Annotated in this window: 15 protein-coding genes; 5 read left to right on the top strand and 10 right to left on the bottom strand. The window is 76.0% G+C overall.

Annotated features, from left to right (window positions below):
- Positions 1 to 145 precede the first annotated feature (145 nt).
- From KVT14_RS01055 to KVT14_RS01035, 5 genes are read right to left on the bottom strand one after another with little or no spacing between them, the layout of a single operon-like run.
- Entirely contained in the window at positions 146 to 1,606 is a 1,461-nt protein-coding gene (locus tag KVT14_RS01055) for a DNA polymerase IV (protein WP_217613935.1), read from the bottom strand.
- A 54-nt stretch (positions 1,607 to 1,660) separates the two neighbouring features.
- Positions 1,661 to 2,482 (bottom strand): ABC transporter ATP-binding protein, encoded by an 822-nt coding sequence (locus KVT14_RS01050; protein WP_217613934.1) that lies wholly within the window; start codon positions 2,480 to 2,482, stop codon positions 1,661 to 1,663.
- Positions 2,479 to 3,534, bottom strand: a complete 1,056-nt coding sequence (locus tag KVT14_RS01045) for an iron ABC transporter permease (RefSeq protein ID WP_217613933.1) — start codon at positions 3,532 to 3,534, stop codon at positions 2,479 to 2,481. Before KVT14_RS01045 ends, KVT14_RS01050 begins: the two co-directional genes overlap by 4 nt.
- On the bottom strand, positions 3,506 to 4,267 hold the full coding sequence (locus tag KVT14_RS01040) for a trans-aconitate 2-methyltransferase (RefSeq protein ID WP_217613932.1): 762 nt from the start codon (positions 4,265 to 4,267) through the stop codon (positions 3,506 to 3,508). The genes KVT14_RS01045 and KVT14_RS01040 overlap by 29 nt, the downstream gene beginning before the upstream one ends.
- Positions 4,264 to 5,277 (bottom strand): ABC transporter substrate-binding protein, encoded by a 1,014-nt coding sequence (locus KVT14_RS01035; RefSeq protein ID WP_217613931.1) that lies wholly within the window; start codon positions 5,275 to 5,277, stop codon positions 4,264 to 4,266. Before KVT14_RS01035 ends, KVT14_RS01040 begins: the two co-directional genes overlap by 4 nt.
- A gap of 93 nt (positions 5,278 to 5,370) precedes the next feature.
- Here KVT14_RS01035 and KVT14_RS01030 point away from each other — a divergent pair, with 93 nt between their 5' ends.
- Positions 5,371 to 6,054, top strand: a complete 684-nt coding sequence (locus KVT14_RS01030; protein ID WP_217613930.1) for a Type 1 glutamine amidotransferase-like domain-containing protein — start codon at positions 5,371 to 5,373, stop codon at positions 6,052 to 6,054.
- Positions 6,051 to 6,461 (top strand): hypothetical protein, encoded by a 411-nt coding sequence (locus KVT14_RS01025; RefSeq protein ID WP_217613929.1) that lies wholly within the window; start codon positions 6,051 to 6,053, stop codon positions 6,459 to 6,461. The genes KVT14_RS01030 and KVT14_RS01025 overlap by 4 nt, the downstream gene beginning before the upstream one ends.
- A gap of 31 nt (positions 6,462 to 6,492) precedes the next feature.
- Here KVT14_RS01025 and KVT14_RS01020 read toward each other — a convergent pair whose 3' ends face one another.
- The 3 genes from KVT14_RS01020 to glnA form a co-directional block, all read right to left on the bottom strand.
- On the bottom strand, positions 6,493 to 7,908 hold the full coding sequence (locus KVT14_RS01020; protein ID WP_217613928.1) for a PQQ-binding-like beta-propeller repeat protein: 1,416 nt from the start codon (positions 7,906 to 7,908) through the stop codon (positions 6,493 to 6,495).
- A 112-nt stretch (positions 7,909 to 8,020) separates the two neighbouring features.
- Complete coding sequence (locus KVT14_RS01015; protein ID WP_308160800.1) at positions 8,021 to 9,064, bottom strand: NAD(P)-dependent alcohol dehydrogenase; 1,044 nt, start codon at positions 9,062 to 9,064, stop codon at positions 8,021 to 8,023.
- A 156-nt stretch (positions 9,065 to 9,220) separates the two neighbouring features.
- Positions 9,221 to 10,645 (bottom strand): type I glutamate--ammonia ligase, encoded by a 1,425-nt coding sequence (gene glnA / locus KVT14_RS01010; protein ID WP_217613926.1) that lies wholly within the window; start codon positions 10,643 to 10,645, stop codon positions 9,221 to 9,223.
- Between the two features lie 172 nt (positions 10,646 to 10,817).
- Here glnA and KVT14_RS01005 point away from each other — a divergent pair, with 172 nt between their 5' ends.
- Positions 10,818 to 11,312 (top strand): RDD family protein, encoded by a 495-nt coding sequence (locus KVT14_RS01005; RefSeq protein WP_217613925.1) that lies wholly within the window; start codon positions 10,818 to 10,820, stop codon positions 11,310 to 11,312.
- 297 nt (positions 11,313 to 11,609) lie between these two features.
- On the opposite strand, the gene KVT14_RS01000 is transcribed toward KVT14_RS01005, so the two are convergent.
- Positions 11,610 to 12,335, bottom strand: a complete 726-nt coding sequence (locus KVT14_RS01000; RefSeq protein WP_147796423.1) for a DUF4191 domain-containing protein — start codon at positions 12,333 to 12,335, stop codon at positions 11,610 to 11,612.
- A 173-nt stretch (positions 12,336 to 12,508) separates the two neighbouring features.
- Here KVT14_RS01000 and KVT14_RS00995 point away from each other — a divergent pair, with 173 nt between their 5' ends.
- Positions 12,509 to 13,027 (top strand): flavodoxin domain-containing protein, encoded by a 519-nt coding sequence (locus KVT14_RS00995; RefSeq protein WP_217613924.1) that lies wholly within the window; start codon positions 12,509 to 12,511, stop codon positions 13,025 to 13,027.
- Between the two features lie 47 nt (positions 13,028 to 13,074).
- On the opposite strand, the gene KVT14_RS00990 is transcribed toward KVT14_RS00995, so the two are convergent.
- Entirely contained in the window at positions 13,075 to 13,542 is a 468-nt protein-coding gene (locus tag KVT14_RS00990; RefSeq protein WP_308160799.1) for a MarR family winged helix-turn-helix transcriptional regulator, read from the bottom strand.
- A 77-nt stretch (positions 13,543 to 13,619) separates the two neighbouring features.
- Here KVT14_RS00990 and KVT14_RS00985 point away from each other — a divergent pair, with 77 nt between their 5' ends.
- The gene (locus tag KVT14_RS00985; protein ID WP_217613923.1) at positions 13,620 to 15,971 is read left to right on the top strand and encodes an MMPL family transporter; all 2,352 of its coding nucleotides are present in this window, start codon (positions 13,620 to 13,622) and stop codon (positions 15,969 to 15,971) included.
- Positions 15,972 to 15,973 lie beyond the last annotated feature (2 nt).

Raw genomic sequence — 15,973 nt, 5'->3', positions numbered from 1 at the left:
CCCCCGCCTCGCGGCCGCCGGCGAGTGGTCGCGCAGGCGGGGCAGGTGCGCGACGAACCCCTGGTGCGGGAGCCGCTCGGGCACATCGACCCGGTGCCCGCGATGCCACCGCGCCGGGTGGTGCGGTGCCGAGCACGGTCCGTCGCTAGGCGGGATCGGGGTCCTGCGCGGCGACGGCGTCCTCCAGCTCCGCCCCGTCAGGCCCGAGCGCGCCGACCAGCTCGACCTCCTCCGTCGCCGGGTCCAGCCAGATCTGCCGTCCCGGCCCGGTCGCGGCGGTCTCGAACCGGACCGCGACCCGGCCGTCGTCGCGCGCCTTCACCACCCAGCCCCGGCCGTGCACCGGGTGCCGCACGTCGAGACCGGGGGCGGCGTCGTCGACCCGGAGCCGACCGCGTCGGCGACGGACGACGGGGCGGAGCGCGTCCGGGTCCTCGTCGCCCGCCGCGGCGCCGCCCTCGGCACCGGCCGGCGCTCCCGGAACCGCCGGGTCGGCCGTGGCGGCCGGGTCGACCGGTCCCGCCAGGTCCAGCATCAGCTGCGCGTGCTCCGACAGCCCGCTGAACGCGACCCCCAGCAGCCGTACCGGCTCGGCCAGCTCCACCAGGTCCAGCGCCCGCGCCGCCGCCTCGTGCAGGGCCGCCCGGTCCGCCGTCGGCGACGGGAGCGACACCGCGCGGGTCACCGTGCTGAACCCGGCGAACCGCACCTTCGCCGTCACCGTCCGGGCCGCGCCGCCGTGCCGCTCCAGGCGGGTGTACGCCTGGTCGACCACGGCGGGCAGCTGCGCCGCGACCTCGGCCCGGCCGTGCAGGTCGCGCTCGAACGTGTGCTCGGCGCCGGCGGACTTCCGCTCCCGGGTCTCGGCCACGGGCCGGTCGTCCCAGCCGCGCGCGACCCGGAACAGGTTCGACCCGGCCGCCTCGCCCAGCACCATCGTCAGGGTGTCGAGCGGCTGCCCGCGCAGGTCCTCGACGGTGCGCACGCCGATCTTCTCGAGCCGCTCCGCGGACACCGGCCCGACGCCCCACAGCGACCGCACCGGCATCGGCAGCAGGAACGCGTCCTCGTCCTCGGGCGCGACCACCACGACCCCCGCGGGCTTGGCCGCAGCGGAGGCGAGCTTCGCGACGAGCTTGGACCGGCCCATCCCGACGGACACCGGCACGCCGGCGAGCTCGACCGCGCGCTCCCGCAGGTCCCGGGCGACCCCGGGCCAGCCGTCCGCCCCCGGGTGCACGGCACCGAGGTCGGCGAACGCCTCGTCGATGCTCAGCGGCTCGACCGCGTCGGTCCGCTCGCGCAGCGCCGCCATGATCCGCGCCGAGTACGCGGTGTACGCGTCGAACCGGGGGACCACGACCGTCGCCTGCGGGCACGCGCGCCGGGCGCTCGCCATCGACATCGCCGAGCGCACGCCCATCGCGCGGGCCTCGTAGGACGCGGCGGCGACTACCCCGCGCGGACCCGTCCCGCCGACCAGCACCGGGCGCCCGCGCAGCGACGGGCGCTGCGCCTGCTCGACCGACGCGAAGAAGGCGTCCGCGTCCAGGTGCGCGATGCTCGGCTCGGTGCGCAGGCGCGGGGCCGTCACCTCGCTGCTCACCGGGCCATGCTGCCGCACGGCACCGACACGCGCCGCCGCGGCCGTCCGCCCGGCTCAGCCGCCCGCCGCCCCCAGCACATCCACCCGCACCCGCCCCGCCTCCCGTGTGACCGCGGCGTCGACCCCGAACACCTCCCGCACCACCGTCGGCGTCAGCACGTCCGCGGTGGCGCCGGCCGCGTGCACCTGCCCGTCCCGGAGCACGACCAGCCGGTCGCAGTACCGAGCGGCCAGCGCCAGGTCGTGCAGCACGACGACCACCGTCAGACCGTCCCCGGCGAGCCGCCCGAGCAGGCCCAGCAGCTCGTGCTGGTGCCGGACATCGAGGTGGTTGGTGGGCTCGTCGAGCAGGAGGGCGGCGGGCTCCTGGGCGAGGACCCGCGCGGCGTGCACCCGCTGGCGCTCGCCGCCCGACAGCGTGCGCCACCGGCGCCGCCCGGTGCCGGCCATGCCGACGAGGTCCAGCGCCCGGGCGCACGCCGCGGCGTCGTCCGGCCCGGCGGGGGCGAGGCGGCTCCGGTGCGGCAGCCGGCCGAGCGCGACCACGTCGTCGACGGTGAGGTCGGTGTCGGCGTCGCTGCTCTGCTCCATGACCGCGAGGACCCGGGCGCGCTCCCGTCGCGGCACGTCCCCGAGCGGCCGGCCGCCGAGCCGCACCTCGCCCGCCTGCGGGACGGTCGCCCCGGCCAACGTGTGCAGCAGCGTGGACTTGCCGGAGCCGTTCGGCCCCAGCAGCCCGGTGACGCGGCCGGGCGGGGCGGCGATCGCCACCCCGTCGAGGATCGGCGCGGCGCGGCCGCTGACGCGGACGGTCAGCCCTGCGCCGGTCAGGGGAACGGCGCGCGGCGGGGCGCCGAGGTCCGGCGGGGCGCTCACGCGCGCTCCCGGCGGTGCAGGATCACGAGGAACACCGGGACGCCCAGCAGCGCGGTGACGACGCCCGCGGGCAGCTGCCGGGGGGCGAGCGCGGTCCGCGCGACGGCGTCCGCCAGCATCAGGACGAGCGCGCCGCCCACCGCGCTGACCGGGAGCAGCCGCCGGTGCAGGGGACCCACGACCGCCCGGACCGCGTGCGGCACGATCAGGCCGACGAACCCGATGGCGCCCACGCTGGAGACGACGACCGCGGTGACCGCCGCGGTCGCGACGAGTGAGACCGTGCGCACCGCCGCCACCGGGACCCCGAGCGAGGCGGCGGTCCGGGTGCCGAACGCGAACGCGTCGAGGTCGGACGCGACGAGCCGCAGCACCACGAGGGCGATCGCGGTCACGGCCGCGCACAGGACGACGGCGGGCCAGCGCGCGGCGGCGAGCGAGCCCGTGAGCCAGTACGTGAGCCCGCGGGCCGCGTCGGCGTCGCCCCACCCGAGCAGCACGAGCGAGGTCACGGCGGCGAACAGCTGGCCGACGACCACCCCGGTCAGCACGAGCCGGCCGGAGCCCGTCGTCCCGCGGCCGAGCAGGAGCAGCACCAGCCCGAACGCCGCGAGCCCGCCGACCAGCGCGCCGCCAGCGAGCGAGACCGTCCCCGCGCCGAGGCCGGTGACCAGCACCAGCACGGCGCCGGTCGACGCGCCCGACGAGATGCCAAGCAGGTACGGCTCGGCGAGGGCGTTCCGGGTCACGGCCTGCAGCACCGCGCCGCACACGGCGAGCCCGGCCCCGGCCACCGCCGCGAGCAGCACCCGCGGCGCGCGCAGCTCCCACACCACCGAGTCGGTCAGCCTGGGGAGCGGCGCGACCGGGAGGCCGAGGTGCCCGGCCAGCGACCGCGCGGTCTCGCCCCAGGTGATCTCCCCGCCGCCGACCCCGACGGCGGCGAACGCGACGGCCGCGAGCAGCAGTGCCGCCCCGGCCGTCGCGGCCGCCGGACCCGCGGACCCCGCGCGCGCCGCCAGGTCAGCGCTGCGCGAGGACGACGTAGTCATCGAGGTGCTGCCACACGGGTCCCGCCTCGCGGAACTGCGCCGCGCGCAGGGCGGCCACGTGGAAGTCGAGCCCGAGGTCCGGGTTCGGCGGCCGCTCCGCGTAGCGTCGCTCGCGCTCGGGGGCGAGCAGCGCGAAGTGCGGGTGCGCGACGAGCTCCGCGAACCAGGCGTCCCAGGTCAGCGCGCCCGCGGCGTGGTCGCGCGCCTGCGTCGCGGCGTCGTCGCGCCTCCCGAGCTCCTCGAACAGCGGCCGCCCGGACGGCTGCCGCAGGTGGTCGGCGTTGAGCAGCACGCCGCCGGGCTGGAGGACGGCCGCCGCGTCGCGGTAGACGCGGGCCAGCACGTCGGCGGGCAGCCAGTGCAGGGCGGTCGACGACAGCACGGCGTGCGGGCGCCGTCCGCCGAGGACGCGCGTCCAGGCCGGGTCCCACAGGTCGGCCTCGTGGAACTCGACGCGGTCGCCGTGGCCGGCCAGCGCCTGCCGCCCGAGCTCGACCAGCAGCGGGTCGAGGTCGACCGCCACGCAGGTCATGCCCGGGAACCGGTCGAGCACCCGCGCGGAGACCGAGCCGGGGCCGCACGCCAGGTCGACCACGAGGGCGCCGGCGGGCGCGGTCTCGGCGAGCACGTCGAGCATCACCCCGAACCGGTCCTCGCGCCGGTTGATGTACGCCGCCTGCTGGCGGTCCCAGGCCGCGAGGTGCGCGCGCGACCAGTCGGCGACGGCGGTCACCGGTCCACCCCCGCGAACCCGACGAGCGCGCCGGACAGCGTCGCGAGCGCGTCGATGCTGCGGACGGACGGGTCCATCTCCGTCGCCGGGATCGCCACGAGCCGGTCGTCCCGCACCGCGGAGAGCTGCGCGGTCACCGCGTCGGCGCGCAGCTGGGCGGTCTTGTCGGCGGCGCTGTCGCCGGCCAGGCCGCGGGACAGGTCCGCGAGCACGAGGACGTCCGGGTCGCGCTGGGCGATCGCGTCCCAGCTCGTCTCGGTCCACTGCGCGTCGAGGTCGGCGAACGCGTTGCTCGCGCCGGCGAGCTGGGTGAGCGTCTGCGGCAGGCCCGCGCTCCCGGCGACGATCGGCGCGCCGTTGATCGTGGAGTAGATCCACGCCACGTCCAGGCCGCCGGCGTCGGGCGCGGCCGCGCCGACCTCGTCGAGCACGGCGCGCTGGTCCGCGACCAGCTCCGCGCCCCGGTCCTCGACGCCGAACAGCGTCGCGAGGTCGGTGACCTCGGCGAAGATCTGCTCGAACCCGACCTCGTCCGCGACGAGCGCGGGGTCCTCGCAGTCGTTCGCCGACAGGTAGGCCGGGACGCCGAGGTCCGTCAGCTCCGCCCGTGCGCCGACCCCGTCCGCCGCGAACGCGGACGCGCGCATCGAGTAGACGAAGTCCGGCGCGGTCTCCCGCAGCTGCTCCGCGGTCGGGTACTGGTCGGCCAGCACGGGAACCGCGGCGTACGCCTCGGCGTACGCGGGGGCGACCGCGTCGGTGAGGTACGCGGTGCCGGCCATCCGGTCGCCGAGGCCCAGCGCGAGCAGCAGCTCGGTGGCGCCCTGCTCGAGCGTGACCGCTCGCTCCGGGGGAGCGGTCACCGTGACGTCGAGGCCGCAGCTGGTCAGGGTCACGCCGTCGGGGGCGTCGGACGGCGCGGCCCCGGCCGGGTCGGCGGGGGCCGCGCACCCGGTGATCGCGACCGTCATCGCGAGACCCGCCGCGATGGGAATGAGAATCGTTCGCATGAGCGCGATCCTACGCGCTCGCGACGGGTGCCCCGACCACCGTCCCGGGTGCAGGATGGGCCCGACCGACGGCACGCGAACCCGGGAGGACCCGTGCAGCTCCTGCTCACGTCCGGCGGCGTCACCAACCTCAGCATCCGCGCCGCGCTCGACCGGCTGCTGCCCCGGCCGGTCGCCGAGTGCCGCGCCCTGGTCGTCCCGACCGCCCAGTGGGGCCACCCGCTCTGCGGTCCGGGGTCGGTGCGGGGCCTCGTCGCGGCCGAGCCGGGGTTCGAGCACCTGACAGGCCTCGGCTGGGCGTCGCTCGGGGTCCTCGAGCTCACCGCGCTGCCGACGATCGGCGCCGAGCGCTGGGCGCCGTGGGTGCGGGACGCCGACGTGCTGCTCGTGGACGGCGGTGACGCGACCTACCTCGCGCACTGGGTGCGCGAGTCCGGGCTGGCGGACCTGCTCCCGGGCCTGCCCGACCTGGTGTGGGTCGGCGTCAGCGCCGGGAGCATGGTCATGGCGCCGCGGATCGGCGAGATGTTCGTCGAGTGGGCCGACGCCCCGGACGACAGCGCCCTCGGGGTCGTGCCGTTCGCGATCTTCCCACACCTGGACGCGTTCCCGACGAACACGAGGGCGGCCGCGGAGCGGTGGGCTGCCGGCCTCGGCGGGGTGCCGGCCTACGCGATCGACGAGCAGACGGCGATCGTCGTCGCCGACGGGACGGTCGAGGTGGTGTCCGAGGGGGAGTGGGCGCGGCTCGGCGGCGCGGGGGAGGAACGGCGATGACGCGCTTCGCGATCGACGCCCCGACGGCCGTGCGCCTGGTCGAGGAGGGGTTCGTCGTGCCGGACGGGCACCAGCTGGTCGCCCCGAACCTGCTCCGCTCGGAGGCGATGGGCCTGCTCTACCGCGCCGTCCGCGCCGGGACCCTCGACGCCGCGCGGGCCGAACGGCTGCTCGACGGGCTGACGACGATGCGCGTGCGGCTGCTCGGCGACCGGGTCTCGCGGGCCGTGGCCTGGCGGATCGCCACCGAGCGCGGTTGGGACGACGTCGCGCCCGCGGAGTACGTCGCGGTCGCCCGGCTGCAGGCGGACGTGCTCGTCGCGTCGGACGCGGACCTGGCGCGGCGGGCGCGGGGCCTCGTCGAGCTCGCCCCGGTCGAGGACCTGCTCGCGGTGCGGGCCCCGTAGTTCCGCGACGCCGCGGCCGACGTCCCGCCGGTCACCGCAGCAGCACCATCTCCCGCCCGCCGGAGCCGTAGCCGTACAGCGCCCCGTCCCACGACCACAGGGAGTCGACCCCGTCCGGGACGGGGGTGGTCCAGGCACGGCGCCCGGACCCGAGGTCGTAGGCCGACAGCACCAGGTCGGCGGTGCCGTCCTCGCGCTCGGCGCGCAGCAGGTGCCGGCCGTCGGTCATCAGCCCCGTGCCGTCGACGGGCGGCGCGGTGGTGCTCCAGCGCTCCGCCCCGGTGAGCGCGTCGACGGCCCAGACGACGGTCAGGTCGGTCCCGTACAGCACGCCGTCGAGCAGGAGGTAGCCGCTGCGGGGACCCGTCTCCCCGGGACGCTCCCACAGCGTGCGCCCGGTCGCGGCCTCGACGCCGCGCACGACGCTCCCCGACCCGTCGGGCGCGGACACGGGCTGGACGCCGGGCGCGGAGCCGTCGTCGGGCGACAGGTACAGCGGGTAGCCGTCGAGCGTCGCGGTCGCGCTGCCGTCCGGCCCGAGCAGGCGCAGCGCGCCCGTCGTCGGCACGGCCACCAGCGCGTCGCCGCGCGCCGCGTACAGCGCGTCGGCGTCCGCCTCGATCCGGCCGTCCGCGGGGTCGACCGCCCAGGTGGCGGCGGTGCCCTGGACGAACAGGTGCCCACCGGCGGAGACGAGCCAGCCGCTCCAGAAGGACGGGTCGACCGGGTCGTCGATCTCGGTGCGCCACCGCTCCGTGCCGCGGACGTCGCTGCCTGTGAGGACGACCCCGTCGTCGCGGCGGACGCCGACGACGAGCACCTCCCCGACGACCGTCGCCTCGGCACCGGGCTCCAGCTCCCGGGCGCCGGCCACCGCCCGGGCGGCGAGGTCGACCTCGACCAGCCGGGTCGTGACCGGGCCCCCGTCGCCCGAGGGGCCGTCGGTGACGGCGCACCACAGCGTCGCCGCGGGGCCGTCGGAGCCCGAGGTGCACGCCACGCTGCGCGTGTACCCGTCCTCGGTCACCAGCACCCCGATCTCGGCGCGCCACCGCTCCTCGCCGGTGCCCGGGTCCAGCGCCACCACGGCGGCGGGCTCGCCGCTGCCCGGCGTCAGCACGCCTGCGATCAGCCCGTCCGCGGTCCGGGTCCCGGACGCCAGCAGCCCCATGGCGTCGGCCGTGCCCCACGGCGCCGCCTCCAGGGGAGCGGTGACGGTCTCGGCGAGGACGCCCGGCGTCGCGCGCAGGCGCTCCGCCGCGGCCTCGTCCCGGCGGTCGGCGACCATCTGGGCCGCGACCAGCGCCAGGACCACCGCGACCGGCACCGGCCACCAGCGGCGCAGCAGCGCGCGGGCGCGCGCGGCGGTGCGCGACGGCGCGACCGGGTCCTGCTGCGGCTCCATGACGTCGTCGAGCTGCACCTCGGCCATGCGGTCCGCCCCCATGACCGGCGACTCTACGGTCGCGCGGGTGGCCGTGGGGCGGGTTCGCGGGCCGGGAACGGCACAGCCCCCTCCCGCGCGGTGCGGGAGGGGGCTGCGCCGTGCACGCGAGCGCTCAGGCCATCGTCGCGACGTCGATGACGAACCGGTACCGCACGTCCGAGCGCAGCACGCGCTCGTACGCCTCGTTGACCTCGTCGGCCGCGATCAGCTCGGTCTCGGGTGCGATGCCGTGCTCGGCGCAGAAGTCGAGCATCTCCTGCGTCTCGGCGATGCTGCCGATGCTCGACCCGGCGAACGAGCGGCGGTTGCCGAACAGCGTGAACACCTGGACGGGCAGCGGCTCGCCGGGGGCGCCGACGTTCACCAGGGTGCCGTCGAGCCGGAGCAGGGACAGGTACGCGCCCAGGTCGACGACCGCGGACACCGTGTTGACGATGAGGTCGAAGGTGTTCGCGAGCTCGGCGAACGTCGCCGGGTCCTCGGTGGCGAAGTAGTGGTCCGCGCCGAGCTCGAGGCCGTCGGCCTTCTTGCTCAGCGTGCGGGACAGCACGGTGACCTCGGCGCCCATGGCGTGCGCGAGCTTGACGGCCATGTGGCCGAGGCCGCCCATGCCGACGACCGCCACCTTCTTGCCCGGGCCGGCGCCCCAGTGCGCGAGGGGGGAGTACGTGGTCACGCCGGCGCACAGCAGCGGCGCGGCCTTGTCGAACGGGATGGCCTCCGGCACGCGGAGCACGAAGTCCTCGTCGACGACAACGTGGGTCGAGTAGCCGCCCTGCGTGATCGTGCCGTCGCGGTCGACGGACGCGTAGGTCTGGGTGTTGCCCTCGAGGCAGTACTGCTCCAGGCCCGCGCGGCAGTTCTCGCACTCGCGGCAGGAGTTGACCATGCAGCCGACCCCGACGCGGTCGCCGACGGCGTGCCGGGTGACCTCGGCGCCGACCTCGGCGACCACGCCGACGATCTCGTGCCCGACGACCTGCGGGTAGGTGATGGGGCCCCAGTCGCCCCGGACGGTGTGGATGTCGGAGTGGCAGACGCCGGCGTAGCGGATCTCGATCAGCACGTCCTTCGGGCCCACGTCGCGACGCTCGATCGTCACGGGGACGAGCGGCTCGGTCGCGGAGGGGGCGGCGTAGGCGTTGACGGTGAGCACAGGACTCCCAGGGGTGAAGAGAGGGGGTGGGGCCGGCGCGGAGGACTCCGGCCGCCGGCTGGGGTCCATTCTCGACCGTCCGGCCCAGGGACGCCACGAGGGGCGCCTCCCTGACGGGAGACGCCCCTCGCATGCGCACTGACCGGGAGCAGCCGATCAGACGTCGTAGTAGAGCTCGAACTCGTGCGGGTGCGGGCGCAGCCGAATCGGGTCGACCTCCGCGGACCGCTTGTAGTCGATCCAGGTCTGGATCAGGTCCGGGGTGAACACGTTGCCGGCGGTCAGCCAGTCGTGGTCGGCCTCGAGGTTGTCCAGCACCTCGGCGAGCGTGCCGGGCACCTGGGCGATCTGCGCGTGCTCCTCGGGGGGCAGCTCGTACAGGTCCTTGTCGACCGGCTCCGGCGGCTCGATGCGGTTCTGGATGCCGTCGAGGCCCGCCATCAGCATGGCGGCGAACGCCAGGTACGGGTTGGACGACGGGTCCGGCACGCGGAACTCGATGCGCTTGGCCTTCGGGTTCGACCCGGTCACGGGGACGCGGATGCACGCCGAGCGGTTGCGGGCCGAGTAGACCAGGTTGACCGGCGCCTCGAAGCCCGGGACCAGGCGGTGGTAGGAGTTCACCGTCGGGTTGGTGAAGGCCAGCAGCGACGGGGCGTGCTTGAGCAGGCCGCCGATGTACCAGCGGGCGAGGTCGGACAGGCCGCCGTAGCCCTTCTCGTCGAAGAACAGCGGCTTGCCGTCCTTCCACAGGGACTGGTGGACGTGCATGCCCGAGCCGTTGTCGCCGAACAGCGGCTTCGGCATGAAGGTCGCGGTGCGACCGTCCTGGTGCGCCACGTTCTTCACGACGTACTTGAACAGCTGCACCTTGTCGGCCGACTTGGCGAGCGTGTCGAAGCGGTAGTTGATCTCCGCCTGGCCGGCGGTGCCGACCTCGTGGTGCGCCCGCTCGACCTCGAGGCCGAGGGCGTCCAGCTGGAGCGAGATCTTGTCGCGCAGGTCGGCGAAGTGGTCGACCGGCGGGACGGGGAAGTAGCCGCCCTTGTAGGGGGTCTTGTGGCCGAGGTTGCCACCCTCCTCGACGCGGCCCGTGTTCCAGGCGGCCTCGATGGAGTCGATCGAGTAGAAGGACGAGTTCTGCTTCGTCTCGAAGCGCACGTCGTCGAAGATGTAGAACTCGGCCTCGGGGGCGAAGAACGCCGTGTCCGCGATGCCGGTCGAGCGCAGGTACGCCTCGGCCTTGGCGGCGACCTGGCGCGGGTCGCGGCTGTAGGGCTCGTCGGTGTACGGGTCGACGATGTGGAAGTTCAGCACGAGCGTCTTCTCCGTGCGGAACGGGTCGACGAAGGCCGTCGTCACGTCCGGGAGGAGCTTCATGTCGGACTCGTTGATCGCCTGGAAGCCGCGGATCGACGACCCGTCGAACATCTGGCCCTCGACGAAGAAGTTCTCGTCCACGGACGCGGCCGGCACGTTGAAGTGCTGCATCACGCCGGGCAGGTCGCAGAACCGGACGTCGACGAACTTGACGTCCTCGTTCTTGATGAAGGCCAGGACTTCCTCTGGCGTGCTGAACATCCGCTGCTCCTCGGGTTGACGTGCCCTCACCGGGCTCCGTCGAGGCTAGGGGCGCCCGATTTCCCTCCGGTGTACCGATTGTTTCGTCCGTGTTACGTGACCCCGGATCGGTGTTGCGGGGAGGTGACGCGGGCCGGTCGGGGCGCGCGCGACGGGCGGTTACCGTTGACGCATGGTCGATCGCGAGGACGTCGGTTCGTGGCTCGAGGGGCCGCCCGTGGGGGGCGGCGGCGCGCCGAGCGGCAGCCGGCTGGGCCTGCCCGCCACGGGGAGCGGGTCGCTCGCGCCGCTCGGCCGTCGGCTGATCGCGCTGCTGATCGACTGGTTCGCCTGCCTCGCGATCGCGAACGTGTTCCTGCCCGCCGACGCGCAGCAGCTCGGCACGCTGGCGGTGTTCGCCGTCGAGAACGTGCTGCTCGTCGGCACCGTCGGCGGCACGCTGGGGCACCGGCTGCTCGGGATCCGCGTGCGCCGGGTCCGCCCGCCGGCTCTGGTGGCCCGGCCGGACGCGCCGCCCGCCGACCCGGGCCCTGACGCGCCGCCGAACCTGCTGCTGGCGCTCGTGCGCACCGTGCTGCTCTGCCTGGTGATCCCCGCGGTCGTGTGGGACGCCGACGGCCGCGGCCTGCACGACCGCTCCGCGGGCACCGCGATCGTCCGCCGCTGACGCTGACGCGCGGGCGCTCGCGCCGGCGCGCCCGCACCTCTCTGCACCTGCGCTCCGCACCGTCCGCGCCCGGCCTCTCTCGCGAGGGGGTAGTCGACGCGTCGAGCGAGTAGTCGCTGGGTACTCGCTCGACGTGTCGGTTGCTCGTTCGACGGTTCGGCGGCGGGCCAGCCGGGCGGGGCGGCCGGGCCGGGCAGCCGGGCGGGGTGCCGAGCGGGCGGGGAGCGCGGCCGGACGCAGGACGCGCCCGCACCCCCCAGGGGTGCGGGCGCGTCGCGCGTGCGGGGGCGGGTCCGCTCAGCGGCCGCGCATGCCCTTGCGGTCCGGGCGGACGCGCATCGGGTCGACGCCCTTCGGGACCGGCATCTTGACGGCGCCGAGCGCCTGCAGGCGCTTGACGACCTCGCCGACCTCGGCCTTGGTGAGCTGCGGCTTCAGGCGCTGCACCTTGCGGGCGAGCTGCGGCAGCGGGACCTGGCCCTCCTCGCGGCCGACCTCGATCAGCGTGATCGGCACGCCCTGCAGGACGCGGGCGGTGCGCTTGCGCTCGGACTCGAGCAGCTTGCCGATGCGGTTGGCGGGGCCCTCGCCGATCAGGACGATGCCCGGGCGGCCGACGCCGCGGTAGACGAGGTCCTGGGTGCGCGGCGCGACGGCGACCGGCTCCTGCGCGAACGTCCAGCCGCGGCGGATGGTGCCGAGCGCGGACAGCGCGGCACCGGGCTGGCCCTCGATGCGGGCGTACGCGGCGCGCTCGGCGCGACGGGTCAGGGTGAACATGGCGCCGAGCAGCGCGAACGGGATGCTGACGAGCAGCCACCACCACCAGCTGAGGAAGAACAGGCCCAGCACCTGACCCAGCACGACGATGCCGAAGAACACCCCGAGGATCAGCCAGGTCACCGCCGGGTCCTGCTGGCGGGTCATCTGGTACGCCTGCCAGACCTGGTGGTACCACCGGGTCTTCTTCACCTTCGCGGGCTTCGCGGCCGCGCCGGCGGTCGGGTTCTTCTCACGGGCCATGACCCGGGAGTCTACCGGCGCGCGGGCCGTCGCCGTCGCCCGGCCGCGGCGCCGTCCGCGAGCCCGTGCGGGACGCCGGGACCGAGGTCCCTGGCGGTCGACGTCGCGGGCGGGTGACGCTGGGACGACGGGCGCGGCGCCGGTGCCGGCCCCGGGACGCGGGGGAGGCGACCATGCGGGTCCTGGTGACGGTGGCGTCGCGGCACGGCAGCACGCGCGAGATCGGCGTCGAGGTGGCGGAGGTGCTGCGGGCGGCGGGCCACGACGTCGTGGAGGCCGACCCGGACGAGGTCGAGGCGGTCGACGGGTACGACGCCGTCGTGCTCGGCTCGGCGGTCTACGTGGGGCGGCTCGCGGCGGCGCTGCGGGAGCTCGTCGACCGGCAGGGCGCGCAGCTCGCCGCCCGGCCGACGTGGTTGTTCTGGTCCGGCCGGGTGGGGGAGCCGCCGCTGCCCGCGGCGGAGCCCGACGACGTGCGGGTCGTGGCCCGGCGGGTGGCGGCGCGGGGCGTCGCGGCGTTCGGCGGCCGGCTGCAGCGCGACGAGCTCGGGCTCGCGGAGCGCGCGCTCGTCGCGATGATCGAGGCCGAGGCGGGCGACTTCCGCGACTTCGACGAGGTGGACGCCTGGGCGGCGCGGGTCGCGGACGAGCTGCGGCGGATCGAGCGCGGGGGCCGGGTGGCGCAGGGCTGACCCGCGGCCGCACGCCGGCCGGGCCGCCGCCGCGCGACGACGTCCCGTCAGCGGCGCGCGACCAGGAGCAGCAGCCCGCGCAGCTGCTCCACCTGGTCCGGCGTCAGCCCCTCGGTGACCATCGCCTCGGCGGCGACCGGGTCCGAGGCCGCGAGCACCGCCGCGCGCCCGGCGTCGGTCGCGGAGATCTGGTGCTTGCGCCGGTCCGTGGCGTGGGCCGTCCGGGTGACGTAGCCCGACCGCTCGAGCCGGGCGAGCACCCGGCTCATCGTCTGCTCGGTGACGTCGCACAGCGCCGCGAGCTCCGCCTGGGTGCGCGGTCCGCGCAGCAGGATGACCAGCACGGGCTGGCTCGCGTGGTTGAGGTCCCAGGACGCGAGGTGCGCGTTCCAGTCCCGCTCGACCCGGCGCGCGGCGGCGGACAGCAGCCGGCCCACCGGCCAGCCGCTCGGCTCCGGCGCGGCCATCGCCTGCCACCGCGGGTGCTCCTGCGGCCCTCCGGCGTCGCGCTCCACTCGTCCCTCTCCTCCTGCTGGGCAGTTGCCCCGGCCTCATGTTGCCGGAACGCGGAGCATCCCGCATAGTGCTCAGCATGCTGAGGAACGGGGCACGGGGGATCGGGCGGGGACTGGCCGTGCTGGCGGTCGCCGCGGGGTGGCTGGCGGTGGGCTCGCTCGGGGGCATGGCCCAGGGCCAGCTCTCGCAGGTGCAGACGAACGACGCGGCGGCGTTCCTGCCGTCGTCGGCCGAGTCGACGCGGGCCGCGGAGGCGTCGGCGGCGTTCACGGAGTCCGAGGCTCTGCCGGTGCTGGTGGTGTTCGAGGCCGAGGGCGGCGGCGCGCTGGACCCGGCCGCGATCGAGGCGGTGCAGCCCGTCGTCGCGGGGCTGCCGGACGTGCCGATGCCCGGCGCCGACCCGGGCGCGGGCGACCCGGCGACCCTCGGTGACGTGCTCACGGCCGACCCGGTCGTCGTGCCCTCGGAGGACGGCGAGGCGCTGCTGGTCCCGCTGTCCCTCGACGCCGCGCAGGCGGACGCCTCGCTCGCCGACGACGAGAGCGTGGTCGGCGCGACGGTCCAGGCGGTCCGCGACACGCTCGCCGACGAGCTGGGCGCGACCGCCGACTCGTCCGGGGAGGCCGGGCTGCGCGCCTGGGTGACCGGGCCGGGCGGGTTCGTCGCGGACCTCACGAACGCGTTCGGCGGGATCGACGGCGTGCTGCTGCTCGTCGCCCTCGGTGCGGTCCTCGTGATCCTCGTGCTGGTCTACCGGTCGCCGTTCCTGCCGCTCGCGGTGATCCTCACCGCGGTGTTCGCGCTGTGCGCCGCCGCGCTCGCCGTGTACCACCTGGCCGACGCCGGGGTGCTGACGCTGAACGGCCAGGCCCAGGGCATCCTGTCGATCCTCGTCGTCGGCGCGTCCGTCGACTACGCGCTGCTGATCGTCGCCCGGTACCGCGAGGAGCTGCGCACCGTCGACTCGCCGTCGGCCGCGATGCGCCGCGCGTTGCGCCGCAGCCTGGAGCCGATCACCGCCAGCGCGGGCACCGTCGTCGCCGGCCTGCTCTGCCTGCTGCTGTCCGACCTCGCGTCGAACCGGTCGCTCGGCCCGGTCGGCGCCCTCGGGATCGCCGCCGCGTACCTGGCGGCGTTCACCCTGCTCCCGCTGCTGCTGCTGATCGCAGGGCGCCGGTCCCGCGTGCTGTTCTGGCCGCGGGTGCCCCGGGTCGCCGAGCCGGGCGCGCACGCGGTGGGCCCGGCGCACGACGAGCCGGCGACCGTCGGGGCGGGCGCGCCCGTCGTCGCGGAGCACGACCACCACGGCGCGCACGCGCCTGCCGGCCACCCCGCGCCCGCCCAGGGCCTGTGGGGCCGGCTGGCCCGCGGCGTCGGCCGCCGCGACCGGCTGGTGTGGGTGCTGACCACCGTCATCCTGCTCGGGTGCGCGGCGTTCCTGCCGACCTTCCAGGCCTCGGGCACCAGCCAGGCCGACGTGTTCCTGACCGACGTCGACGCGGTGGCCGGCGAGGAGGTGCTCGCCGAGCACTTCCCGGCCGGCACCGTCCAGCCCGCCACCGTGATCGTGGCGCAGGACGAGGCCGACGCCGTGGTCGAGGCGGCGCTGGCCGTCGACGGCGTGGTGTCCGCGGCCCCGTACACCGGGGCGACGACGGGCGCGCCGACGGGGAGCGGTGGCCCCGGTGCGGACGAGCCCGCGGAGCCGGTCGTCGTCGACGGGGACGTGCGGGTCGACGTCGCCACCGAGGCCGCCGCGGACACCACGGAGGGCGTCGCGACGGTCGAGCGGCTGCGCGAGGCGGTGCACGAGGTCGCCCCCGACGCGCTGGTGGGCGGGGCCGCCGCCGAGACGCTCGACGCGCAGGACGCCGGCACCCGGGACCTGCGGGTGATCGTGCCGGTCGTGCTGGTCGTGATCCTGCTCATCCTCATGGTGCTGCTGCGGTCCGTCGTGGCCGCGGTGCTGCTGATGCTCGCCAACGTGCTGTCGTTCGCGGCCGCCCTGGGCGTCGCGGCGCTGGTGTTCGAGCACGTGCTCGACTTCCCGGGCGCGGACCCGGCCGTCCCGCTCTACGCCTTCACGTTCCTGGTGGCGCTCGGGGTCGACTACTCGATCTTCCTCATGACCCGCGTCCGCGAGGAGAGCGCGCGCCTCGGCACCCGGGACGGCGTGCTTCGCGGGCTCGCGGTCACCGGCGGGGTGATCACCTCGGCGGGCGTGGTGCTCGCGGTGACGTTCGCGGCGCTGGGCGTGATCCCGCTGCTGTTCCTCGCGCAGCTGGCGTTCATCGTGGCGTTCGGCGTGCTGCTCGACACGCTCGTGGTCCGCAGCCTGCTCGTCCCGGCGCTGGTGCACGACGTCGGCCGGCGCACCTGGTGGCCGAGCCGGCTCGCCCGCCAGGAGGAGGGCGTGCACCGGGCCTAGGG

This window comes from Cellulomonas sp. GbtcB1 (assembly GCF_019091725.1).
GTDB lineage: Bacteria > Actinomycetota > Actinomycetes > Actinomycetales > Cellulomonadaceae > Cellulomonas.
This window is presented reverse-complemented; position numbering and strand designations above follow the sequence as displayed.